The organism is Streptomyces sp. NBC_00503, assembly GCF_036346895.1.
Taxonomy (GTDB): Bacteria; Actinomycetota; Actinomycetes; order Streptomycetales; family Streptomycetaceae; genus Streptomyces.
This window is the reverse complement of the sequence record NZ_CP107855.1, coordinates 1,501,390-1,523,275: the sequence shown is the minus strand read 5'-3', so window position 1 is coordinate 1,523,275 and position 21,886 is coordinate 1,501,390. Positions and strand designations below refer to the sequence as shown.

Annotated in this window: 21 protein-coding genes; 16 read left to right on the top strand and 5 right to left on the bottom strand. The window is 71.4% G+C overall.

What is annotated here, in order from left to right:
• Positions 1 to 12: 12 nt before the first annotated feature.
• Genes OG490_RS07095 through OG490_RS07085 form a run of 3 tightly spaced genes read right to left on the bottom strand, consistent with a single transcriptional unit; the run spans position 13 to position 2,926 of the window.
• Positions 13 to 1,233, bottom strand: coding sequence for a sensor histidine kinase (locus tag OG490_RS07095; RefSeq protein WP_330295428.1), 1,221 nt, complete (start codon positions 1,231 to 1,233; stop codon positions 13 to 15).
• Positions 1,209 to 2,048, bottom strand: a complete 840-nt coding sequence (locus OG490_RS07090; RefSeq protein ID WP_330295427.1) for an ABC transporter permease — start codon at positions 2,046 to 2,048, stop codon at positions 1,209 to 1,211. Before OG490_RS07090 ends, OG490_RS07095 begins: the two co-directional genes overlap by 25 nt.
• Positions 2,045 to 2,926: an ABC transporter ATP-binding protein gene (locus OG490_RS07085; RefSeq protein WP_330295426.1), complete on the bottom strand. Its 882-nt coding sequence runs from the start codon at positions 2,924 to 2,926 to the stop codon at positions 2,045 to 2,047. Before OG490_RS07085 ends, OG490_RS07090 begins: the two co-directional genes overlap by 4 nt.
• A 136-nt stretch (positions 2,927 to 3,062) precedes the next feature.
• On the opposite strand from OG490_RS07085, the gene OG490_RS07080 reads away from it, so the two are divergent.
• From OG490_RS07080 to OG490_RS07070, 3 genes are all read left to right on the top strand, one after another.
• Entirely contained in the window at positions 3,063 to 3,680 is a 618-nt protein-coding gene (locus OG490_RS07080; RefSeq protein WP_330295425.1) for a vitamin K epoxide reductase family protein, read from the top strand.
• A gap of 41 nt (positions 3,681 to 3,721) precedes the next feature.
• Entirely contained in the window at positions 3,722 to 5,077 is a 1,356-nt protein-coding gene (locus tag OG490_RS07075) for a replication-associated recombination protein A (protein ID WP_330295424.1), read from the top strand.
• A 65-nt stretch (positions 5,078 to 5,142) separates the two neighbouring features.
• The gene (locus OG490_RS07070; RefSeq protein WP_330295423.1) at positions 5,143 to 5,853 is read left to right on the top strand and encodes an HNH endonuclease family protein; all 711 of its coding nucleotides are present in this window, start codon (positions 5,143 to 5,145) and stop codon (positions 5,851 to 5,853) included.
• Between the two features lie 6 nt (positions 5,854 to 5,859).
• Here the strand turns inward: OG490_RS07070 and OG490_RS07065 are convergent, their stop codons facing one another.
• A complete protein-coding gene (locus tag OG490_RS07065) occupies positions 5,860 to 6,543 on the bottom strand; it encodes a DUF2470 domain-containing protein (protein ID WP_330295422.1) in 684 nt (227 codons plus the stop codon).
• 277 nt (positions 6,544 to 6,820) lie between these two features.
• Between OG490_RS07065 and rpsD the strand changes: the two genes are divergently transcribed.
• A complete protein-coding gene (rpsD, locus tag OG490_RS07060; RefSeq protein WP_112446798.1) occupies positions 6,821 to 7,432 on the top strand; it encodes a 30S ribosomal protein S4 in 612 nt (203 codons plus the stop codon).
• Between the two features lie 33 nt (positions 7,433 to 7,465).
• Here rpsD and OG490_RS07055 read toward each other — a convergent pair whose 3' ends face one another.
• On the bottom strand, positions 7,466 to 9,808 hold the full coding sequence (locus tag OG490_RS07055; protein WP_330295421.1) for an ATP-binding protein: 2,343 nt from the start codon (positions 9,806 to 9,808) through the stop codon (positions 7,466 to 7,468).
• A 158-nt stretch (positions 9,809 to 9,966) separates the two neighbouring features.
• On the opposite strand from OG490_RS07055, the gene OG490_RS07050 reads away from it, so the two are divergent.
• The 12 genes from OG490_RS07050 to OG490_RS06995 all read left to right on the top strand — a co-directional run bounded on the left by OG490_RS07050 (position 9,967) and on the right by OG490_RS06995 (position 21,850).
• Positions 9,967 to 10,416: a DUF948 domain-containing protein gene (locus OG490_RS07050; protein WP_330295420.1), complete on the top strand. Its 450-nt coding sequence runs from the start codon at positions 9,967 to 9,969 to the stop codon at positions 10,414 to 10,416.
• Positions 10,417 to 10,424: 8 nt separating this feature from the next.
• Entirely contained in the window at positions 10,425 to 10,760 is a 336-nt protein-coding gene (locus tag OG490_RS07045; RefSeq protein WP_330295419.1) for a DUF6167 family protein, read from the top strand.
• A complete protein-coding gene (gene alaS, locus OG490_RS07040; RefSeq protein WP_330295418.1) occupies positions 10,760 to 13,429 on the top strand; it encodes an alanine--tRNA ligase in 2,670 nt (889 codons plus the stop codon). The genes OG490_RS07045 and alaS overlap by 1 nt, the downstream gene beginning before the upstream one ends.
• A complete protein-coding gene (gene ruvX / locus OG490_RS07035; protein WP_330295417.1) occupies positions 13,429 to 13,899 on the top strand; it encodes a Holliday junction resolvase RuvX in 471 nt (156 codons plus the stop codon). Before alaS ends, ruvX begins: the two co-directional genes overlap by 1 nt.
• Positions 13,900 to 14,026: 127 nt before the next feature.
• Positions 14,027 to 15,814 (top strand): endolytic transglycosylase MltG, encoded by a 1,788-nt coding sequence (gene mltG / locus OG490_RS07030; protein WP_330295416.1) that lies wholly within the window; start codon positions 14,027 to 14,029, stop codon positions 15,812 to 15,814.
• A 6-nt stretch (positions 15,815 to 15,820) separates the two neighbouring features.
• Positions 15,821 to 16,645 carry a shikimate dehydrogenase gene (locus OG490_RS07025; protein WP_330295415.1) on the top strand — a complete coding sequence of 275 codons (825 nt, stop codon included), beginning with the start codon at positions 15,821 to 15,823 and terminating at the stop codon, positions 16,643 to 16,645.
• A gap of 36 nt (positions 16,646 to 16,681) precedes the next feature.
• Positions 16,682 to 16,873, top strand: a complete 192-nt coding sequence (locus OG490_RS07020; RefSeq protein ID WP_330295414.1) for a hypothetical protein — start codon at positions 16,682 to 16,684, stop codon at positions 16,871 to 16,873.
• Positions 16,874 to 16,988: 115 nt separating this feature from the next.
• On the top strand, positions 16,989 to 18,173 hold the full coding sequence (gene aroC / locus OG490_RS07015; protein ID WP_330295413.1) for a chorismate synthase: 1,185 nt from the start codon (positions 16,989 to 16,991) through the stop codon (positions 18,171 to 18,173).
• Positions 18,174 to 18,226: 53 nt separating this feature from the next.
• Entirely contained in the window at positions 18,227 to 18,709 is a 483-nt protein-coding gene (locus tag OG490_RS07010) for a shikimate kinase (RefSeq protein ID WP_330295412.1), read from the top strand.
• Positions 18,706 to 19,797: a 3-dehydroquinate synthase gene (gene aroB / locus OG490_RS07005; RefSeq protein WP_330295411.1), complete on the top strand. Its 1,092-nt coding sequence runs from the start codon at positions 18,706 to 18,708 to the stop codon at positions 19,795 to 19,797. Before OG490_RS07010 ends, aroB begins: the two co-directional genes overlap by 4 nt.
• A gap of 95 nt (positions 19,798 to 19,892) precedes the next feature.
• Entirely contained in the window at positions 19,893 to 20,654 is a 762-nt protein-coding gene (locus OG490_RS07000) for an AAA family ATPase (protein WP_330295410.1), read from the top strand.
• Between the two features lie 86 nt (positions 20,655 to 20,740).
• The gene (locus tag OG490_RS06995; protein WP_330295409.1) at positions 20,741 to 21,850 is read left to right on the top strand and encodes an aminopeptidase P family protein; all 1,110 of its coding nucleotides are present in this window, start codon (positions 20,741 to 20,743) and stop codon (positions 21,848 to 21,850) included.
• Positions 21,851 to 21,886: the final 36 nt, after the last annotated feature.

Below are 21,886 nucleotides of genomic sequence, written 5' to 3'. Positions count from 1 at the left end.
TCGTACGGCTCCTCAGCGGATCGGGAGTGTCACGGTGACGGTGGTGCCGGCGTGCACCGCGCTGATGATCGAGGCCGTGCCGCCCGCCTCCGCGGCGCGGGCGCGCAGTCCGCGAAGGCCGTAGCCCGTGGCGGGGGCCGTCGGGTCGAAGCCGCGTCCGGTGTCCTCGACCGTGACGGTCAGTTCGGCGTCACCGTAGGCCAGGGAGAGCGAGCAGCGGGCCCCGGGACCGGCGTGCTTCGCGGCGTTGGCCAGGGATTCCTGGCAGGACCGCAGGGCCACCACCTCCAGCGCCGCCGCCAGCGGCCGGACCTCCCCGGTCACCGAGACGGCCGCGGGCGGGTCCTGCCGGGCCGCGAGGCGGCGTACGGCGTCCGGCAGGGAGCCCGCGTCCAGGTCGGCGGGGGCGCCGCCCGAGACCAGGGAGCGGGCCTCGGCCAGGTTCTGCCGGGCGGTGGCGGCCATCAGCTCCAGGTGCCGGCGGGCCTGTTCCGGGTCCGTTTCCAGCTCCGACTGCACGGCCTGGACCAGCATCAGCAGACTCGTGAAGCCCTGGGCGAGGGTGTCGTGGATCTCGCGGGACATGCGTTCCCTTTCGGCATGGGCGCCCTGGGCGGCGGACAGCCGGGCCACCTCCTCCCGGCTGGCGTCGAGTTCGGCGATCAGTGAGGCCCGCTCCTGGCTCTGCTGGATGATCCGGGTGATCCAGGCGCCGATGAAGGCGGAGAAGACGAAGGTGACGGACGAGCCGAGGGCGCTGACGAACACGTCGTGGCCGGGGGGCCGCCACAGCAGCGCCCAGCCGGCCACCGGCGCCAGGGCGACCAGGGCCACGGCGGCCACCGCCCGGCGCAGCGGCAGCAGCATGAAGCAGGGCGGAACGAGTGCGAAGGTGGCCAGCCGGGCCTCGCCGACGAGGACGGAGGCCGGGAGGAACAGCGCCAGGTTCCCTGCCAGGTAGCGCAGCGACTCCCGGAGCCGGGCGTCGGGCTCCAGCAGGAGCAGCGGGCGCCCGACCCACACGTACCAGGGGGCGAGCGGCACGAGGAGGGCGGCGGAGAGCATCCGGTAGCCGGCCGCCGGGAACCCGGCCCCCAGCACGAAGGTCATGGTGGCGACCCACACCACCCCGAAGTAGAGGTCCCACGGCCCGAACGCGCGGTCCCAGACGTGGGCCTCGCGCGCTCCGGCCGCCCCCGTGAAACCGCTCAGCCGTCGCGGTTGCTCTTCCATTTGAAGGTCAGCAGGCACAGGACCAATCCTCCGACGACCCAGGCCCCGAGGACCAGGGCGACCTTTCCGTACTCCCAGCTGCCCGCCTGTTCCAGCACGGCCGCGGACTCCGGCAGGAACACCCCGCGCAGACCCTGGCACATCCACTTCAGCGGGAACAGCGCACCGATGTTCAGCAGCCAGTCGGGGATCTGGCCGATCGGGATGTAGACGCCGGAGATGAACTGGAGGACGAGGAAGGGCAGGACGACCACCGAGCTCGCGCTCTTGCCGGACTTGGGCAGGCTGCTGATCGCGATGCCGAGCAGCGCGCAGCCGGCCAGGCCGAGGACGAAGATCCAGGCGAAGGTGAGCCATTTCGTGGCGGAGGACGGCAGGTCCAGGCCGAAGAGCGTGGCGCCGACGAGCAGCAGGATCACGGTCTCGGCGAGTCCGGTGACCAGCACCATCCAGACCTTGCCGAGGAAGTACGCGGCCGGCGGCATCGGGGTGCCGCGCAGCCGGCGCAGCACCTTCTCGTCGCGTTCGACGGCGATGGAGATGCCGAGCGACTGGAAGCTGGTGGACATGATGCCGGCGGCGACCATGCCCGCCGCGTAGAGCTGGGAGGCGGTGATCCCGGTGCCCTCCACGGTGCCGCTGAAGATCGAGGCGAAGAGGGTGAGGAAGACGATGGGGAAGGCGAAGGTGAAGATCACCGAGTCGCGCTGGCGGGCGAACTGCTTGATCTCCAGGGCCCCGCGGCTCAGGCCCAGGGCCCACGCGCCGGGCAGGGCCGCGGCGGCCTCGGTGACATCGGTGACGTCGGTGCTCATCGGGCTTCCTCCTGCTGCCGCTCGGTCGCGGGTACGAGCTGTCCGGTGAGGCGCAGGTACACGTCCTCCAGGGTGGGACGGCCGATCTTCAGACCCGGGATCTCGCCGTCGAAGCGGGTCATGAGCTCGGCGACGGTACGGGTGGGGGTCTCGGTGGAGACGCTGCGCGGGGTGCCGTCGGCCTCGGTCCACTCGACGGTGGCCCCGGTGCCGAAGCGGGAGCGCAGCCCGGCCGGGTCGCCCTCGGCGACGACCTTGCCGTTGGCGATGACGGCGAGACGGTCGGCGAGGGCCTCGGCCTCCTCCAGGTAGTGCGTGGTGAGCACGATGGTGGTGCCCTCGGCGGAGAGCAGCCGGATCAGGTCCCAGAACTGCCGCCGTGCCGCCGGGTCGAAGCCGGTGGTCGGCTCGTCGAGGAGCAGCAGCTCGGGGTTGCCGATGACGCCGAGCGCCACGTCGAGCCGGCGCCGCTGGCCGCCCGAGAGCGCCTTCACCCGCTCCTCGCGCTTGTGCTCCAGGCCGACCAGGGCGATGACCCCGGCAGGGTCGCGCGGGGCCGGGTAGTAGCGGGCGAAGTGCTCGACCGTCTCCCGTACCGTCAGTTCGGCGGGCGCCGACTCGTCCTGCCAGACGATTCCGACGCGCGAGCGCCAGGCCCGCCCCGCCACGGCCGGGTCCGCGCCGAGCACGCTGACCTCGCCGCCGTCCCGCCGACGGTGGCCCTGGAGTATCTCCACCGTGGTGCTCTTGCCGGCGCCGTTGGGCCCCAGGAGTCCGAAGACCTCGCCCTGCCGGATCGTCAGATCAAGTCCGTCCACCGCGGTGACCTCGCCGTACTGTTTGCGAAGCCCCCGCACCTGCACCGCGTTTCGTGTCATGTCTCAAATGGTGTGGCGGAACACGCCAGACCGGTCCCCCCGTGCGTACTTCCTTATGTCCACCGAACGGTGGACAGCGGACCGGTACGGCACAATGGCCGGTGCTTGTGGACCTTGACGATGTGGAGCGGGCGGTATGACGACACGAGGTAAGGACGCGGACGCCGCTCCGCGGACGGCCGTCGGCGGCAGCCGGGCCCTGGCCCTGCTGCTGGTGATCACCGGAGCCGCGGGCCTGCTCGCCGCCTGGGTCATCACGATCGACAAGTTCAAGCTGCTGGAGGACCCGAACTTCACGCCGGGCTGCAGCCTCAACCCGATCGTGTCCTGCGGCAACATCATGAAGAGCGACCAGGCGTCCGTCTTCGGGTTCCCGAACCCGATGCTGGGGCTGGTCGCCTACGGCATGGTCGTCTGCGTGGGCATGAGCCTGCTCGCCCGCGCCCGCTTCCCTCGCTGGTACTGGCTGACCCTGAACGCCGGAATGCTCTTCGGCGTCGGCTTCTGCACCTGGCTGATGTACCAGTCGCTGTACAACATCAACTCGCTGTGCCTGTGGTGCTGCCTGGCCTGGGTCGCCACCATCGTCATGTTCTGGTACGTCACCTCGCACAACGTCCGCAACCGCATGCTGGGGGCCCCCGGCTGGCTGCGCGCCTTCTTCGACGAGTTCACGTGGGTGCTGCCCGTCCTGCACATCGGGATCATCGGAATGCTGATCCTGACCCGCTGGTGGGACTTCTGGACCTCCTGAGCGGGGGCGGCCCTGTCAGCGGGCTCGCATAGGCTTCCGGTGTGGAACCAGATCTCTTCACCGCAGCCGCCGAGGACCGCCAGGCGAAGGACCCCTCCAGTTCTCCGCTCGCCGTCCGGATGCGCCCGCGCACCCTGGACGAGGTCGTCGGCCAGCAGCACCTGCTCAAGCCCGGCTCCCCGCTGCGGCGGCTCGTCGGCGAGGGGGACGGGGGTCCGGCCGGGGCTTCCTCGGTGATCCTGTGGGGTCCGCCGGGGATCGGGAAGACCACCCTCGCCTACGTGGTGAGCCAGGCGACCAAGAAGCGGTTCGTGGAGCTGTCCGCGATCACGGCGGGCGTCAAGGAGGTCCGGGCGGTCATCGAGGGCGCCAAGCGGGCGGCCGGCGGATACGGCAAGGACACCGTCCTCTTCCTCGACGAGATCCACCGCTTCAGCAAGGCGCAGCAGGACTCGCTGCTGCCGGCCGTGGAGAACCGCTGGGTCACGCTGATCGCGGCGACCACGGAGAACCCGTACTTCTCGATCATCTCCCCGCTGCTGTCGCGCTCCCTGCTGCTCACGCTGGAACCGCTGACGGACGACGACCTGCGCGCGCTGATGCACCGGGCGCTGACGGAGGAGCGGGGCCTGGGCGGCGCGGTGACGCTGCCCGAGGACGCCGAGGCGCACCTGCTGCGGATCGCCGGCGGCGACGCGCGGCGCGCGCTGACGGCGCTGGAGGCGGGCGCGGGCTCGGCGATCGCCAAGGGCGAGCCAGAGATCACCCTCCAGACGATGGAGGAGGCCGTCGACCGGGCGGCGGTCAGGTACGACCGGGACGGCGACCAGCACTACGACGTGGCGAGCGCGCTGATCAAGTCGATCCGGGGCTCGGACGTGGACGCGGCGCTGCACTATCTGGCACGGATGATCGAGGCGGGGGAGGACCCGCGGTTCATCGCGCGCCGGCTGATGATCTCGGCGAGCGAGGACATCGGGCTCGCGGATCCCACGGCCCTGCCCCTCGCGGTGGCGGCGGCCCAGGCGGTGGCGATGATCGGCTTCCCGGAGGCCTCGCTGACCCTGTCGCACGTGACGATCGCGCTGGCACTGGCCCCGAAGTCGAACACGGCGACGACGGCGATCGGCGCCGCGCTGGCGGACGTGAAGGCCGGGCTGGCCGGGACCGTGCCCGCGCACCTGAGGGACGGGCACTACAAGGGGGCGGCGAAGCTGGGCCACGCGGTGGGGTACGTGTACCCGCACGACGTGCCCGGCGCGATCGCGGCGCAGCAGTACGCGCCGGACGAGATCCACGGCAAGCGGTACTACGAGCCGACCCGGTACGGGGCCGAAGCCCGCTACGCGGACGTGGTGGAAAAGGTCCGCGAGCGGCTGCGGGGCGGCGGGTCCTGACCGGCTCCGCGCAGCGGCGTCGTGTCGGCCTCGCGGGGCGAGGCGGCCCGGCCTAGGCTCCGGGCATGGGACGCCGGGCTTCGCTCATCGCCATGACGGCAGTACTGCTGCTCAGCGGGTGCCACCACGGGGACGCCGAGACGGCTCACGCCAGCGCCGCGGCGCTCCTCGCGGAGGCACCGCTCGCCAGTGCCGGGTTCCCCCCGACCGCGGCCACCGCCAGGACGCAGCTGGCGAAGCTCACCGTCGAGTGGGGCAAGAACTGGGAGACGTACAAGCGGGAGAACTTCGGCAGGTACTGGTCCGACGAGACGGACGCCGTCGGCGGGCGCAACGGGTGCGACACCCGGGACGACGTACTGCGAAGGGACCTCAGCGAGCTGCGGGAGGGCGACCGGAACCCCTGTGTGGTCGTGTCCGGGACGCTGCACGACCCGTACACGGGCAAGGAGCTCCCCTATTACTACCGGCGCGCCTCGCAGATCCAGACCGACCACGTCGTCGCCCTCGGTGCCGCCTGGCGCGCGGGTGCGTACGCCTGGACCCCGGAGCGCAGGCTGGCGTACGCCAACGACCTCGACGTGCTGCTCGCCGTGGACAAGCAGACCAACTACGAGAAGAGCAGCAAGACCGCCGACAAGTGGAAGCCGCCGGTCAAGAGCTACTGGTGCGAGTACGCGCGGCGCTACACGGGGATCAAGGCGAAGTACGGGCTGTCGGTGACCCCGCCGGAGAAGGAAGCGCTGCGGGAGATGCTGGGCACCTGTCCGGAGTAGGGACCGCTAGGCGAAGAGGGTGCGCATCGCCCGGCGCAGTCCGCAGACGTCGCCGACCGGCTCGGGGAAGTCGAAGCGGGCGTCGAAGGCGGTGGTCCCGCGGGTGAAGCGCACCCGCAGTCCGAGGCGGTCCAGTGCGAGGGGGACCGCCTTGAGGTCCGCTTCCTCGCCCCGCGCGCCGAGCAGCGCGCACAGCTCGCCCATCCGGTCGCCGTGCGAGGCGGCCAGGTGCTGGAGGATCTCCGCCTCGTGGGCCGTCATGGGGTCCGGCTCGGCCGCGGCCAGCAGCTCGGGGTCCACGTGCTCGGCGCCCCACAGGTCGTCCACCGAGATCTCGCCGACCTCCAGGCGCAGCAGCATCCACGCGGGCCGGCCGCCGTCGTGAAATGAACCAGTGGACGGGTCGAGCGAATCGGACATTCCGAGGAGTTCCCCGACCGGGTGACGCTCGGCCATCAGCGCCGCGCAGGCCGCCCGGTCGGCGGCGTCGCGCACCGGGGTGAGCCACCCGGCGAGCCACGCGCGGCCTCGGATACGATGGGGCACGGACACCGGCGCCACATCCGTGATCTCGATCACGGCGGTGAGGTCGTCGTCCTGGGCGTGAGCGGCTGCCCTGGCAGCCGCGGATTCCCCTGATACCAGGAGAATCACGTCCCCGTCCGGGGTGACGGTCCTTGCGGCCGGCACCCCTGTTCCGAGCTCTCCTTGGTCCAAAGCACCTGGGAGCGTGAGGGATACTGAGGCGTTGGACTCTACGAGGGTTCGTACGCGTTCGGCTCCGGTGAGCTGCCGAACGCCTTCCCTGGGACGCGGCTGACCCTGCCAATCGTCGTCGAAAGCAGATCCTGTTTCGTTTGGATCTGAACTTCGATGCGCACTGGGCAGGGGGATCCCATGTGGTCGAGACATTACGTCCTCCTCGCTAAGGTAAGCCTCACCTAACTTACATGGAGGTAGGTTCCACGTGAACCAGAAGCGACCCAAGGTCAAGAAGTCGCGTGCCCTCGGCATTGCGCTGACCCCGAAGGCCGTCAAGTACTTCGAGGCCCGCCCCTACCCGCCGGGCGAGCACGGCCGTGGCCGCAAGCAGAACTCGGACTACAAGGTTCGTCTGCTGGAGAAGCAGCGTCTGCGCGCTCAGTACGACATCTCTGAGCGTCAGATGGCCCGCGCGTACGACCGCGCCAAGAAGGCCGAAGGCAAGACGGGCGAGGCGCTGGTCGTCGAGCTCGAGCGTCGCCTCGACGCCCTGGTCCTGCGTTCGGGCATCGCCCGCACCATCTACCAGAGCCGTCAGATGGTCGTTCACGGCCACATCGAGGTCAACGGCGACAAGGTCGACAAGCCGTCGTTCCGCGTCCGTCCGGACGACGTCATCACGGTGCGCGAGCGCAGCCGCGAGAAGGTTCCGTTCCAGGTTGCCCGTGAGGGTGGCTACGCAGGCGAGGGCGAGACCCCCCGTTACCTGCAGGTCAACCTGAAGGCCCTGGCCTTCCGCCTGGACCGCGACCCGAACCGCAAGGAAATCCCGGTCATCTGCGACGAGCAGCTCGTCGTCGAGTACTACGCCCGCTGATCTCGTACCAGCGGACGTAGCCTCACAGGCTGGTCAGCCCGCCGGTTCCCCCTTGGGGGAGCCGGCGGGTTTCCTGCTTCTCGGGAACCCCGTCGCAGCCCCGTCCGTCGTACGGGGCCTCGGCAGCGGGGCCGCGCTCCTCGGCGCGGGCGCCGGCTCCGGCTCCGGCCCCCGCAGGGCCCGCTCCACCAGCGCGTCCACCGACAGGGTCCCCCCGTGCCGGGCGCAGGACGCGTACCGCTCCGTGCCCAGCAGCTCGCCCGCCCGCTCCTGGCACATCAGGCGCGGGGCGTTGAAGTACCCCGAGCCGAAGAGCTGCATCCCCACCCCGTCCCACATCGGCTCGGCCGCGCCCTGGAGCACGGCCGCCTCCGCCGGATGCCCCTCGGCGACCGTGACCAGTGCCAGCAGCTCCACCGCCAGCACCAGCCCGACCAGGTCCCGGAAGGTGTGGTTGATCGCCACGCACTCGCTCAGCAGCCGCCGTGCCCCGGCCGGGTCGCCCGAGTCCAGGGCCGCGTAGGCCAGGACGTACAGGGCGTAGGCCTTCGTCCAGCGCTCCCCGCGCTCCTCGCAGATGTCCCGGACCTCCTCGCACAGCGCGAGCGCGCCCGCCGGCTCCCCCTGGAAGGCCAGCGTCATCGCCAGCTCCACCTGGCACATCAGTACGTTGCTGTTCAGCTCCCCGGCCTCCCGGTAGCGCTCCAGCGCCCCGCCCAGCAGCTCCCGGGCCCGGGCCATGTCGTCCGAGATCAGCGCCAGGCAGCCCAGCCGGTGCACCGCGTACGCCGCCGCCACCGGGTTCCCGCTCTGCGCGGCCCCGTCCCGGCACTCGTACAGGGCGCTCATCGAGGCCACCGCGTCGCCCTGCAGCGCCGCCACGTACCCGAGCACCCACAGGGCCTTCAGCCGCGAGCTCTCGTACTCCCGGTCCCGGTCCGGGTCCGCAGGGCCTGCCGGGCCCAGCCCGAGCTCCAGGCTCAGGTCCAGCCCGAGGTCCAGACCCGAGAGGTCGAGGCCGTGCCCGGGGCCGCCCTCCAGGGTCCGGTCCAGCCAGTGGCGGCCCTCGGCGAGCCGGCCGCAGCCCGCCCAGTAGAACCAGAGGGTGCCCGCCAGGTACTGGCCGAGGTGGATCTCCTCCGGCTCGTCCAGGCAGCACTCCAGGGCGAGCCGCAGGTTCGCCAGCTCCGCCTCCACCAGCGCGGCCACTTCCTGCTGGCGCGGGCTGAACCAGTCCAGCTCGCACCAGGTCGCCAGACCCATGTACCAGTCCCGGTGCCTGCGCCGCAGCCGGGTGGCGTCGCCCAGCGACTCCAGCCAGCCCGCCCCGTAGATCCGTACGGTCTCCAGCATCCGGTAGCGCACCCCGGCCGCCGTCTCCTCCCGGACCAGCAGGGACTGCCCCAGCAGCTCCCCGACCAGGTCCAGCACCGAATCCACCGGCAGGTCCGGGCCCGCGCACACGTACTCGGCGGCGTCCAGGTCGAACTGCCCGGCGAAGACCGACAGCCGGGCCCACAGCAGCCGCTCCCCGGCCGTGCACAGCTCGTGGCTCCAGCCGATCGCCGTCCGCAGCGCCCGGTGGCGGGGCAGCGCCCCGCGCCCGCCGCCCGTCAGCAGGCCGAAGCGGTCCTCCAGCCGGGACAGCACCTGGGCGGGGGACAGCGTGCGCAGCCGGCCCGCCGCCAGTTCCAGGGCCAGGGGCAGGCCGTCGAGGCGGACGCACAGCTCGGCCAGCACCGCCCGGTCGGCCTCCGTCGGGGCGAAGCCGGGGTCGGCCGCCACGGCCCGCTCGGTCAGCAGGGCCAGCGCCTCGTCGGGGGCCAGCGGGGCCAGCGGCCAGGACAGCTCCCCGTCGAGGGTCAGCGGGCGCCGGCCGGCCGCCAGCACCCGCAGGCCGGGGGAGCGGCGCAGCAGTTCCCGTACCAGGGCCGCGGTCTCGTCGACCAGCTGCTCGAAGCCGTCCAGGACCAGCAGCAGCCGCCGCTCGGCCAGGTGTTCGGCGAGCACGGTGCGCAGCGGCCGGGTGGTGTGGTCGGTCAGGCCCAGCGACTCCGCGATGGTCAGCTCCAGCAGCGCGGGATCCCGTACGCAGGCCAGCTCGGCCAGCCACACGCCGTCGCAGTAGCGTTCCTGCGCCGGGTCGGCCGGATGGGCGGGGTCCGCCGGATCGGCCTGCCCCGCCTGCGCCGCCGCCCTGGCCGCGGCCAGCACCAGCCGGGTCTTGCCGACACCGCCCGCGCCGGTCACCGTGACCAGCCGCGAGGAATCCAGCAGTCGCCCCAGCTCGGAGAGTTCGACACCCCGCCCGACAAAGCCGCTCAGGTCCGAGGGAAGATTGCCCGGCGTCCTGTGTCCAAGGGGTCTGTGTCGCATGGGACACGGAGGGTACTCGTCCGCATGCTCTGGGTACAAGGCGGGGCCGGGCCGCCGGGCCGCGTCCGGGAATTGCGGTACTGCGGCGGATCTCCGGCGCGATAGGGTCGGAGGACGACTTTTTCGCTTAGTGATCAATGTGTAGAGAGCGGTGTGACGTGTCCGGTGGAGAGGTGGCCGGGATCCTCGTGGCCGTCTTCTGGGCCATTCTGGTCTCCTTCCTCGCCGTGGTGCTGGTGAGGCTGGCCCAGGTGCTCAAGGCGACCACGAAGCTCGTGGCCGACGTGACCGACGAGGCCGTCCCGCTGCTCGCGGACGCCTCCACCACCGTCCGCTCCGCCCGCACCCAGCTGGACCGGGTCGACGCCATCGCGAGCGACGTCCAGGAAGTCACCTCCAACGCCTCCGCGCTGTCCTCCACCGTCGCGTCCACCTTCGGCGGCCCGCTCGTGAAGGTCGCGGCCTTCGGCTACGGCGTCCGCAAGGCGCTGGGCAAGGGCGGCGCGGCCGGAGCCGGCTCCGAGGACGTGCCGCGCAGGACCGCGCGACGTACCGTGATCGTTGGCCGTACGGTGCCGTCGCCCCGGCGCCGGAAGCAGAAGGGCTGAGACCTCCGATGTTCCGCCGAGCCTTCTGGTTCACCGCCGGCGCAGCCGCCGGCGTGTGGGCCACCACCAAGGTCAACCGGCAGCTCAAGAAGCTGACCCCGGAGAGCCTCGCCGCGCAGGCCGCCGACAAGGCGGTCGAAGCGGGGCACCGCCTCAAGGACTTCGCCCTCGACGTCAAGGCGGGAATGTCGCAGCGCGAGGACGAGCTGAACGACGCACTGGGACTCCACCAGGATCCCGACCGGCCCGACAACGTCACCGCCCTTCCCGGGCCGCGGCGGCTGCGGGCCATCGAGCACGGCCAGACCAATACGTTTACGTACAACCGGAATGAGGACCACTGATGGAGTCGGCTGAAATTCGCCGCCGCTGGCTGAGCTTCTTCGAGGAGCGCGGTCACACCGTTGTCCCTTCGGCGTCGCTCATCGCGGACGACCCGACTCTGCTGCTGGTCAACGCGGGCATGGTCCCCTTCAAGCCGTACTTCCTGGGTGAGGTCAAGCCGCCCGGGTCGACGCTCACCAGCGTGCAGAAGTGCGTCCGTACGCCGGACATCGAAGAGGTCGGCAAGACCACCCGCCACGGCACGTTCTTCCAGATGTGCGGCAACTTCTCCTTCGGCGAGTACTTCAAGGAAGGCGCCATCAAGTACGCCTGGGAGCTGCTCACCAGCTCCGTGGCGGACGGTGGCTACGGCCTGGAGCCCGAGAAGCTCTGGATCACGGTCTACCTCGACGACGACGAGGCCGAGACCATCTGGCGCGACGTCGTGGGCGTGCCCTCCGAGCGCATCCAGCGCCTGGGCAAGAAGGACAACTTCTGGTCCATGGGCGTCCCGGGTCCCTGCGGCCCCTGCTCCGAGATCAACTACGACCGCGGCCCGGAGTTCGGCGTCGAGGGCGGCCCCGCCGTCAACGACGAGCGCTACGTGGAGATCTGGAACCTGGTCTTCATGCAGTACGAGCGCGGCGCCGGCGACGGGAAGGAAGACTTCCCGATCCTCGGCGACCTGCCGTCGAAGAACATCGACACCGGTCTCGGCCTCGAGCGCCTCGCCATGATCCTGCAGGGCGTACAGAACATGTACGAGACCGACACCCTGCGCGTGGTCATGGAGAAGGCCACCGAGCTGACCGGCGTGCAGTACGGCGCCGCCCAGGGCACGGACGTCTCGATGCGCGTGGTCGCCGACCACATCCGCACCTCCGTCATGCTCATCGGCGACGGGGTCACCCCCGGCAACGAGGGCCGCGGCTACGTGCTGCGCCGCATCATGCGCCGCGCGATCCGCAACATGCGTCTCATGGGCGCCACCGGCCCCGTGGTCCAGGAACTCGTCGACGTCGTGATCAACACGATGGGGCAGCAGTACCCGGAGCTCGTGACCGACCGCAAGCGCATCGAGACCGTCGCGCTCGCCGAAGAGGCCGCCTTCGTGAAGGCCCTGCGCGGCGGCACGAACATCCTCGACACCGCCATCACCGAGACCAAGGCCACCGGTGGCTCGGTCCTGGCCGGCGACAAGGCGTTCCTGCTCCACGACACCTGGGGCTTCCCGATCGACCTGACCCTGGAGATGGCCGCCGAACAGGGCCTCTCCGTGGACCAGGACGGCTTCCGCCGCCTGATGCAGGAGCAGAAGGACAAGGCCAAGGCCGACGCCAAGGCCAAGAAGACCGGTCACGCGGACATGTCCGCCTACCGGGAGATCGCCGACGGCTCCGGCGCCACCGAGTTCACCGGCTACGCCACCAACCAGGGCGAGTCCACCATCGTCGGCCTCCTGGTCAACGGCGTCTCCTCGCCCGCCGCCTCCGAGGGCGACGAGGTCGAGGTCGTCCTCGACCGCACCCCCTTCTACGCCGAGGGCGGCGGCCAGCTCGCCGACCAGGGCCGCATCAAGCTCGACTCCGGCGCGATCATCGAGATCCGCGACGTCCAGCAGCCGGTCCCCGGCGTCTCCGTGCACAAGGGCTCCGTCCAGGTCGGAGAGGTGACCGTGGGCGCTTCCGCCTACGCCGCCATCGACGTGAACCGCCGCCGGGCCATCGCCCGCGCCCACTCGGCCACGCACCTCACCCACCAGGCGCTGCGCGACGCGCTCGGCCCCACGGCCGCCCAGGCCGGCTCCGAGAACTCGCCCGGCCGCTTCCGCTTCGACTTCGGCTCCCCGAACGCCGTCCCCGGCTCGGTCCTCACCGACGTGGAGCAGAAGATCAACGACGTGCTCTCCCGCGAGCTCGACGTCACCGCCGAGATCCTGAGCATCGACGAGGCGAAGAAGCAGGGCGCCATCGCCGAATTCGGCGAGAAGTACGGCGAGCGCGTGCGCGTCGTCACCATCGGCGACTTCTCCAAGGAGCTGTGCGGCGGCACCCACGTGGCGAACACCAGCCAGCTCGGCCTGGTGAAGCTGCTCGGCGAGTCCTCCATCGGCTCCGGCGTGCGCCGCGTCGAAGCCCTCGTCGGCGTGGACGCGTACAACTTCCTCGCCAAGGAGCACACGGTCGTCGCCCAGCTCCAGGAGCTGGTCAAGGGCCGTCCGGAGGAGCTGCCGGAGAAGATCGCCTCCATGCTCGGCAAGCTGAAGGACGCCGAGAAGGAGATCGAGAAGTTCCGCGCGGAGAAGGTCCTCCAGGCCGCCGCCGGCCTCGCCGCCGGCGCCCAGGACGTCCGCGGCGTGGCCGTGGTCACCGGCCAGGTGCCGGACGGCACCGGCGCCGACGACCTGCGCAAGCTGGTCCTCGACGTCCGCGGCCGCATCCAGGGCGACCGCCCGGCCGTCGTGGCCCTGTTCACCACCGCCAACGACCGTCCGCTGACCGTCATCGCCACCAACGAGGCGGCCCGCGAGCGCGGCCTCAAGGCCGGCGACCTGGTCCGCACGGCCGCCAAGACCCTCGGTGGTGGCGGCGGCGGCAAGCCCGACGTGGCCCAGGGCGGCGGCCAGAACCCGGCCGCCATCGGCGACGCCATCGCGGCCGTCGAGCGACTGGTGGGGGAGACCGCCTGATGACGCTGCGCCGCGGCCGCCGACTGGCCATCGATGTCGGGGACGCCCGGATCGGGGTCGCCTCGTGCGACCCTGACGGGGTGTTGGCCACACCGGTGGAAACCGTCCCGGGCCGGGACATTCCCTTCGCCCACCGGCGGCTGCGGCAGCTCGTCGAGGAGTACGACCCCATCGAGGTGGTGGTCGGCCTGCCCCGCTCGCTCAGCGGGCGGGAGGGGCCGGCGGCCGCCAAGTGCCGGGCCTTCGCCATGGAACTCGCCAAGGGCATCAAGCCCGTGACGGTGCGCCTGGTCGACGAGCGGATGACCACTGTCACCGCGGCCGCGGGCCTGCGGGCCTCGGGGCGCAATGCGAAGAAGGGCCGCTCGGTCATCGACCAGGCGGCCGCGGTGGTGATCCTCCAGAACGCTCTGGAGACCGAACGGGTATCAGGTAATCCGCCCGGTGAGTGCGTCGAAGTGGTTGTCTGATCGCGATACGGTAACGTTCCGCGCGAAGTGGCGGCATTCGAACAGCCGTCGCCCACCAGCAGAGGCGGAACAGGGTGCCGCGGCGGAAAGCGCCGCGGCCAACGCCCCGCGGCGCGCTAGGGGATCGATGACTGAGTATGGCGGGGGCCCCAACCCCCAACCGTGGCACCCCGATGATCCCCTTTACGGGGACCAGGGGTGGACCGGGCATGCGGCCCAGCAGGGCCAGCCGCCCTACGTCGACGACCAGCAGCAGCAGCCCCAGCACCCCCACTACGTGCAGCAGCAGCCGCAGCACCCCCAGTACGTGCAGCAGCAGCACCCGGGCCAGTACCAGCAGGCTCCGTACCAGCAGGCTCCGTACCCACAGGCCCAGCAGGCTCCGCAGCACCAACAACCCCAGCAGCACCAGCAGCAGCCCCAGTACGTCCAGCAGGTTCCGCACCCGCAGCAGCACGCGCCCCAGCAGCACCAGGAGACGTACGGGGGCCAGATCTGGGACACCGGCCAGGCCCAGTACGTGGGCGTGGCCCAGGCCGCCGACCCGTACGCGGGGGCGGACCCGTACGCCCAGCAGCAGGCGGGCGGTTACCCCGGCGAGACCCCCGACCTCTACGGCACCCCCGACGCCTACCCGCCGCCGCGCCCCCCGGGCCGCCGGCACCTGGAGCCCGAGGCCCAGTGGCAGGACGAGGACGTCAAGACCGACGAGGCCGACGAGGCCGATGACTCCTTCCTCGGCGGCGGCGGACGCGACGGGGACGACGACGGGGACGACGGCAACTCCGGCGGCGGCCGCCGCTCGGGCCGTTCCGGCGGCAAGCCGAAGAAGCGCAGCGGCATGGCCTGCCTCATCGCGGCCGTGGTCATCGTGGGCGTGCTCGGCGGTGGCGGCTACTACGGCTACACCTACCTCAAGGGCAAGTTCGGCGCGGCCGAGGACTTCGCGGGCTCCGGCACGGACGAGACCGTGGACGTGGAGATCCCCAAGGGTGCCGGCCTGGGCCAGATGGGCCGGATCCTCAAGGACAAGGGCGTGGTCGCGAGCGCCCAGGCCTTCGTGAACGCGGCCAACGCCGACCCCAAGGGCAAGTCGATCCAGCCGGGCATCTATCCGCTCAAGAAGAAGATGTCGGCGGCTTCCGTGGTCGCGTTGATGACGGACCCGACCAAGCTCCGGGTGATCACCGTCACCGAGGGCATGCGCAACGCGACGGTCTACAAGGCGATCGACGAGAAGCTCAACAAGCCCGCGGGCACCACCGAAGGCATCGCCAAGAGCGAGGTCAAGAACCTCGGCCTGCCTGCCTGGGCGAACAACGACCCGAAGATCATGGACCCGCTCGAGGGCTTCCTGTACCCGATGCGGTACGACCTGACCAACGCCAGCACCCCCGAGTCCCTCCTCAAGCAGATGGTCAAGAACGCGACCGACAAGTACACGGAGCTCGGGGTCGAGGGCAAGGCCAAGAGCCTGGGCCTGCAGAACCCGCTCCAGGTCATCACGGTCGCCAGCCTCGTCAACGCCGAGGGCAAGAACCACGACGACTTCCGGAAGATGTCGGAGGTGGTCTACAACCGCCTCAAGAAGACCAACGACGTCACCAACCAGAAGATCGAGTTCGACTCGACGTACAACTACATCAAGAACCAGAGCGAGATCAACTTCAATCTCAAGGAAGCCCAGGCCTTCGACCACCCGTACAACACGCACCACGTCAAGGGACTGCCCCCGGGCCCCATCGGGAACCCGAGTGCGGACGCGGTGAGCGCTACGCTCGACCCGGACCACGGCGGCTGGATGTTCTTCGTGTCGGTCGACGGCAACAAGACGACCTTCACCAAAACCTACGAGGAACACCTCAAGCTCGTCGCCGAGTTCCAGGAACGGCAGAAGCAGAAGAACGGCGGGTAGCAGGACATGTCACGGATACGGGCCGCGGTGCTGGGTTCTCCCATCGAGCACTCCCTCTCACCGGTGCTGCACCGCGCCGCGTACCGGGAGCTCGGCCTCGACGACTGGTCGTACGACCGCTTCGAAGTCGACGAGGCCGCGCTCCCGGAGTTCATCGCGGGACTCGGCCCCGAGTGGGCCGGGCTGTCGCTGACCATGCCGCTCAAGCGGGCGGTCATCCCGCTGCTCGACGGCATCAGCGACACCGCCGCCTCCGTCGAGGCGGTCAACACGGTCGTCTTCACCGAGGACGGCCGCCGGGTCGGCGACAACACCGACATCCCCGGGCTGCTGTCCGCCCTGCGCGAGCAGGGCGTGGAGAAGGTGGAGTCGGCGGCCGTCCTCGGCGCGGGCGCCACCGCCTCCTCGGCGCTGGCCGCGCTCGCGCGGATCTGCACCGGCGAGGTCACCGCGTACGTACGCTCCGCGGCCCGGGCCGCGGAGATGCGGGAGTGGGGCGAGCGGCTCGGCGTGGACGTGCGGACGGCCGACTGGGCGGACGCCGCGCAGGCGCTGAGCGCGCCGCTGGTCATCGCGACCACCCCGGCCGGCTCCACGGACGCCCTGGCCGCCGCCGTGCCCGCCCGGCCCGGCACGCTCTTCGACGTCCTCTACGACCCCTGGCCGACCGCCCTCGCGGCGGCCTGGTCCGGTCACGGGGGCAAGCTCCTCGGCGGCCTGGACCTGCTGGTCCACCAGGCCGTGCTCCAGGTCGAGCAGATGACGGGACGCCCCGACGTCCCGCTGGAGGCCCTGAGGGCCGCCGGAGAGCGGGCGCTCGCCGCGCGTTAGGCTCCTTACCTGCCACAACGGGGTTGAGGGGGGTACGTGGACGGGATCGTCACGGGTCAGGTGCTGGCGTCGAAGTGGGACGCCGTGTACGGGGTGGGGGTCTTCCTTCGCGTCCTGTTCGGCACGCTGCCCGCCTGGGCGAAGTGGATCATCTCCGGGCTGCTCGGCGCCACGGCCCTCTGGGAGGGCTGCCGGTGGTGGTACCGGCGCCGGGAAGCCGTCCGATAGCTGGACCGAGGGGGGTTTCGCGGCCCGGACATGGGAGGATCAAGGGTGAAGGCGGGTCCGGGCCGCGCACCCGATCGCGCCATCGCTGGATCAGGCGCGAGCATGAGGAGCATCGTTGAGCAGGTTGCGTTGGCTGACGGCCGGAGAATCGCACGGCCCGGCGCTGGTGGCGACGCTGGAGGGTCTTCCCGCCGGCGTCCCGGTCACCACAGAGCTGGTGGCCGAACACCTGGCCCGGCGTCGGCTCGGCTACGGCCGAGGCGCCCGGATGAAGTTCGAGCAGGACGAGATCACCTTCCTCGGCGGTGTTCGCCACGGGCTCTCGCAGGGTTCGCCGGTCGCCGTCATGATCGGCAACACCGAGTGGCCCAAGTGGGAGACCGTCATGTCGGCCGACCCGGTCGACCCCTCGCTGCTCAAGGAGACCGGCCGCAACGCGGCGCTGACCCGTCCCCGCCCCGGCCACGCCGACCTGGCGGGCATGCAGAAGTACGGCTTCTCCGAGGCCCGGCCGATCCTGGAGCGCGCCAGCGCCCGTGAGACCGCCGCCCGTGTGGCCCTCGGTGCCATCGCGCGCTCCTTCATCAAGGAGGTCGCTGGCATCGAGATCGTCTCCCACGTGGTGGAGCTGGCCTCCGCCAAGGCCCCGTACGGGGTCTACCCGACCCCCGCCGACGTCGAGAAGCTCGACGCCGACCCGGTGCGCTGCCTCGATGCCGACGCGTCGAAGCAGATGGTCGCGGAGATCGACCAGGCCCACAAGGACGGCGACACCCTCGGCGGTGTCGTCGAGGTCCTCGCCTACGGCGTGCCCGTCGGCCTCGGCTCGCACGTGCACTGGGACCGCCGCCTCGACGCGCGCCTCGCGGCCGCGCTCATGGGCATCCAGGCCATCAAGGGCGTCGAGGTCGGCGACGGCTTCGACCTGGCCCGCGTGCCCGGCTCGCAGGCGCACGACGAGATCGTCTCCACCCCCGAGGGCCTGAGGCGCACCACGGGCCGCTCCGGCGGTACCGAGGGCGGTCTGACCACCGGTGAGCTGCTGCGCGTCCGCGCCGCCATGAAGCCGATCGCCACCGTGCCCAAGGCCCTGGCGACCGTGGACGTGGCCACCGGCGAGGCCACCGTCGCGCACCACCAGCGCTCCGACGTCTGTGCCGTGCCCGCCGCGGGCATCGTCGCCGAGGCCATGGTCGCCCTGGTGCTGGCCGACGCCGTCGTGGAGAAGTTCGGTGGCGACTCCGTCCCCGAGACCCGCCGCAACGTCCAGTCGTACCTCGACAACCTCCAGATCCGGTGACGGGCACCCCCGCAACCCCCGCGACCGGACCCCTGGTCGTTCTCGTCGGGCCCATGGGGTCCGGCAAGTCCACGGTGGGCGAACTGCTCGCGGAGCGGCTCGGAGTCTCCTACCGGGACACCGACGCCGACATCGTGGCGGCGCAGGGCCGGGAGATCTCCGACATCTTCATCGACGAGGGCGAGCCGCACTTCCGTGAACTGGAGCGGGAGGCGGTCTCCGCCGCCCTCGCCGGGCACGACGGAGTGCTCGCCCTCGGCGGCGGCGCCATCCTCGACGACACGACGAGGGAGCTGCTGGCCGGCCGGCCCGTGGCCTATCTCTCGCTCGAGGTCGAGGAAGCCGTCCGGCGCGTGGGCCTCGGAGCCGCGCGCCCGCTCCTCGCCGTCAACCCGCGCCGCAAGTGGCGCGAGCTGATGGAGGCCCGGAGCCCCCTGTACACCGAAGTCGCGCGCGTCGTGGTGGCCACCGACGACCGCACCCCCGAAGAGGTCGCCGACGCGGTCCTCGACGCTCTGGAGTTGAAGAACGCATGACAGACCAGGTGACGCGGATCCAGGTCGGCGCCAGCGCCGGGCACGACGCGTACGAGGTACTGGTCGGCAGCCAGCTGCTCGGCGAGCTGGGCTCCCTGATCGGTACCAAGGCCCAGCGGGTCGCCGTCATCCACCCGGAGGCCCTCGCGGCCACCGGTGAGGCGCTGCGCGACGACCTCGCCGCACAGGGCTACGAGGCCGTCGCCATCCAGGTTCCCAACGCCGAAGAGGCCAAGACGGTCGAGGTGGCGGCGTACTGCTGGAAGGCCCTCGGGCAGTCCGGCTTCACGCGCACCGACGTCATCGTCGGGGTCGGCGGGGGATCCACGACCGACCTCGCGGGCTTCGTCGCGGCCTCCTGGCTGCGCGGCGTGCGCTGGATCGCCGTACCGACCACCATCCTGGCCATGGTGGACGCGGCCGTCGGCGGCAAGACCGGCATCAACACGGCCGAGGGCAAGAACCTCGTCGGCGTCTTCCACCCGCCGGTCGGCGTGCTCTGCGACCTGGCGGCACTGGAATCGCTGCCGGTCAACGACTACGTCAGCGGTCTCGCCGAGGTCATCAAGGCCGGATTCATCTCCGACCCGGTGATCCTCGACCTGATCGAGTCGGACCCCGAGGGCGCGCGCACGCCCGCCGGCCCGCACACGGCCGAGCTGATCTGCCGCTCCGTCCAGGTCAAGGCGGACGTGGTCTCCGCCGACCTCAAGGAGACCGGGCTGCGGGAGATCCTGAACTACGGGCACACCCTCGCGCACGCCATCGAGAAGAACGAGCGCTACAAGTGGCGCCACGGCGCGGCCGTTTCGGTCGGCATGGTCTTCGCGTCCGAGCTGGGCCGGCTCGCCGGCCGCCTCGACGACGTGACGGCCGACCGGCACCGGGCGATCCTCGCCTCGGTGGGGCTGCCGCTGACCTACCGGGGCGACCAGTGGCCCAAGCTGCTGGAGACCATGAAGCTCGACAAGAAGTCCCGCGGCGACCTGCTGCGCTTCATCGTCCTGGACGGGCTGGCCAAGCCGACCGTTCTGGAGGGCCCGGACCCGGCCGTCCTGATGGCCGCGTTCGGCGAAGTGGCGGCCTGATCCGCCCGACGGCGTGACCGCGTGACCTTCCGGGCCTCCCGGGTCATATAACGTTCTCGCATCAGTCAGGGCGGAACGGGACGGAGTGGCAGCGGATGCAGCACGGAGTGGGGGGCGGGGGCTGGGAGCCGCCGGGGGGTCAGCACCCGGCGGCGCCGTCGCGGCCGCCGGTACCCCCGGGACCGGGCTGGCCCGTGCCGCCCGTGCCCGTGGCACCGGCGCGGATGCCGATGCCCGTGCAGGGGGTGCCGGAGGGGTCCACCGGGCACATTCCGCTCCCGCCCGCCGTCCCGGGCACGGGCGGCGCCACCCTCGCGGTCCTGCTCATCGGCCCCGCGGGCGCCGGCAAGACCACGGTGGCCCGCCACTGGGCGGGCACCCGGCCGGTCCCCACCGCGCACATCAGCCTGGACGACGTACGGGAATGGGTGTGCTCGGGGTTCGCGGACCCGCAGGCCGGCTGGAACGACCACTCCGAGGCCCAGTACCGCCTGGCCCGCCGCACCTGCGGGTTCGCGGCCCGCAACTTCCTGGCCAACGGCATCTCGTGCATCCTCGACGACGCCGTCTTCCCGGACCGCCCGGTGGTGGGCCTCGGCGGCTGGAAGCGCCACGTGGGGCCCGCGCTGCTGCCGGTGGTGCTGCTGCCCGGCCTGGAGATAGTCCTGGAGCGCAACGCCGCCCGCTCCGGAAACCGGCGGCTCTCGGACGAGGAAGTCGCCCGCATCCACGGGCGCATGGCGGGCTGGTACGGCTCCGGGCTGCCCATCATCGACAACTCCCACCTGGACATCGAGGGCACCGCCCGCGCCCTGGACGAGACCCTGGCCCGCGCCATCTCGGCTCCGGCCTACTGAGCCGGATCCCGGCTCCGCACCGGGCCCGCCCCCGTACGGTCGCGCTCACCAGGCCGGATGCGCGTGGCGCTCGTAGGCTCGGAAACATGTCAGACGTGTACGCGGCCCGCCGGGGCCTGCTTCGCGACCGCTGTGCGGCCGCCGGGAACGCCGCCGCACTCATCACGCGTCCGGCGAACGTGCGCTACCTCTCCGGGGCGTCACCGCTGGGCGCCGTCCTGCTGCTCGGACCGGGCGGCGAGGACATGCTGTTCTGCGCCGGAGCGCCGACCGGTGAGGCGGACGAAGGAAGACTGGACGAGAACCTGCCGGTCTCCGTGCTGGCGGGTCCGGGCGCGGATCCCGCCGTCGCCGCCGCCGACCTGGCCGCCTCCGGGCGGGCCGAATCCCTGGCCGTGGAGGAGCACCACCTCACGGTCGGCCGGCACCGCGCCCTGGGCTCCGTGGCGCCGGGGCTGCGCCTGTCCGATCTGGGGACCGCCGTTGAACAGCAGCGCCTCGTCAAGGACGAGGAGGAGATCGCCTGTCTGCGGATCGCCGCCGAGATCGCCGACCAGGCCCTCGGTGAACTGCTGGAATCGATCCTGGTGGGCCGCACCGAGCGGCACCTCGCCCTGGAGCTGGAGCGCCGCCTCGTGGACCACGGGGCCGACGGTCCGGCCTTCCCGACCTCCGTCGGCACCGGCCCGCACTCCGGCCGCTCCCGCCACCGCCCCTCCGACCGCCGGGTGGAGGAGGGGGACTTCCTTTCGGTCTGCCTGGGCGCCAACTACCGGGGCTACCGCTGCGAGATCGGCCGTACCTTCGTGATCGGCACCACCCCCGCGGACTGGCAGATCGAGCTGTACGACCTGGTCTTCGCCGCGCAGCGGGCCGGGCGGGAGGCGCTGAGGCCGGGGGCCGCGTACCGAGATGTGGATCACGCGGCCCGCTCCGTACTCGACTCCGCAGGTCATGGCGAGGCCCTCGCGGCGTGGATGGGACACGGAGTCGGCCTCGAAATCGACGAGGACCCGCAGCTTGCACCTACGGCCATGGGTAAACTGGACGCTTGCGTGCCGGTCACCGTCGAACCGGGGGTTCACCTCCCCGGCCGGGGAGGTGTCCGGATCGATGACACGCTCGTCGTGCGCCCCGAGGCGGACGGCGGTCCCGAGCTACTCACCATTACGACCAAGGAGCTGCTCGCGCTCTAGTCCGCCCCGGCGGACTGTGCGCGCACCCGTGGTCTT

Excerpts from the sequence above, each read along its gene's own strand:
- OG490_RS07095 (WP_330295428.1), bottom strand. The coding sequence starts at position 1,233 with ATGGAAGAGCAACCGCGACGGCTGAGCGGTTTCACGGGGGCGGCCGGA.
- OG490_RS07090 (WP_330295427.1), bottom strand. The coding sequence starts at position 2,048 with ATGAGCACCGACGTCACCGATGTCACCGAGGCCGCCGCGGCCCTGCCC.
- OG490_RS07085 (WP_330295426.1), bottom strand. The coding sequence starts at position 2,926 with ATGACACGAAACGCGGTGCAGGTGCGGGGGCTTCGCAAACAGTACGGC.
- OG490_RS07080 (WP_330295425.1), top strand. The coding sequence starts at position 3,063 with ATGACGACACGAGGTAAGGACGCGGACGCCGCTCCGCGGACGGCCGTC.
- OG490_RS07070 (WP_330295423.1), top strand. The coding sequence starts at position 5,143 with ATGGGACGCCGGGCTTCGCTCATCGCCATGACGGCAGTACTGCTGCTC.
- OG490_RS07055 (WP_330295421.1), bottom strand. The coding sequence starts at position 9,808 with ATGCGACACAGACCCCTTGGACACAGGACGCCGGGCAATCTTCCCTCG.
- OG490_RS07045 (WP_330295419.1), top strand. The coding sequence starts at position 10,425 with ATGTTCCGCCGAGCCTTCTGGTTCACCGCCGGCGCAGCCGCCGGCGTG.
- alaS (WP_330295418.1), top strand. The coding sequence starts at position 10,760 with ATGGAGTCGGCTGAAATTCGCCGCCGCTGGCTGAGCTTCTTCGAGGAG.
- ruvX (WP_330295417.1), top strand. The coding sequence starts at position 13,429 with ATGACGCTGCGCCGCGGCCGCCGACTGGCCATCGATGTCGGGGACGCC.
- mltG (WP_330295416.1), top strand. The coding sequence starts at position 14,027 with ATGACTGAGTATGGCGGGGGCCCCAACCCCCAACCGTGGCACCCCGAT.
- OG490_RS07025 (WP_330295415.1), top strand. The coding sequence starts at position 15,821 with ATGTCACGGATACGGGCCGCGGTGCTGGGTTCTCCCATCGAGCACTCC.
- OG490_RS07010 (WP_330295412.1), top strand. The coding sequence starts at position 18,227 with ATGGGGTCCGGCAAGTCCACGGTGGGCGAACTGCTCGCGGAGCGGCTC.
- aroB (WP_330295411.1), top strand. The coding sequence starts at position 18,706 with ATGACAGACCAGGTGACGCGGATCCAGGTCGGCGCCAGCGCCGGGCAC.
- OG490_RS07000 (WP_330295410.1), top strand. The coding sequence starts at position 19,893 with ATGCAGCACGGAGTGGGGGGCGGGGGCTGGGAGCCGCCGGGGGGTCAG.
- OG490_RS06995 (WP_330295409.1), top strand. The coding sequence starts at position 20,741 with ATGTCAGACGTGTACGCGGCCCGCCGGGGCCTGCTTCGCGACCGCTGT.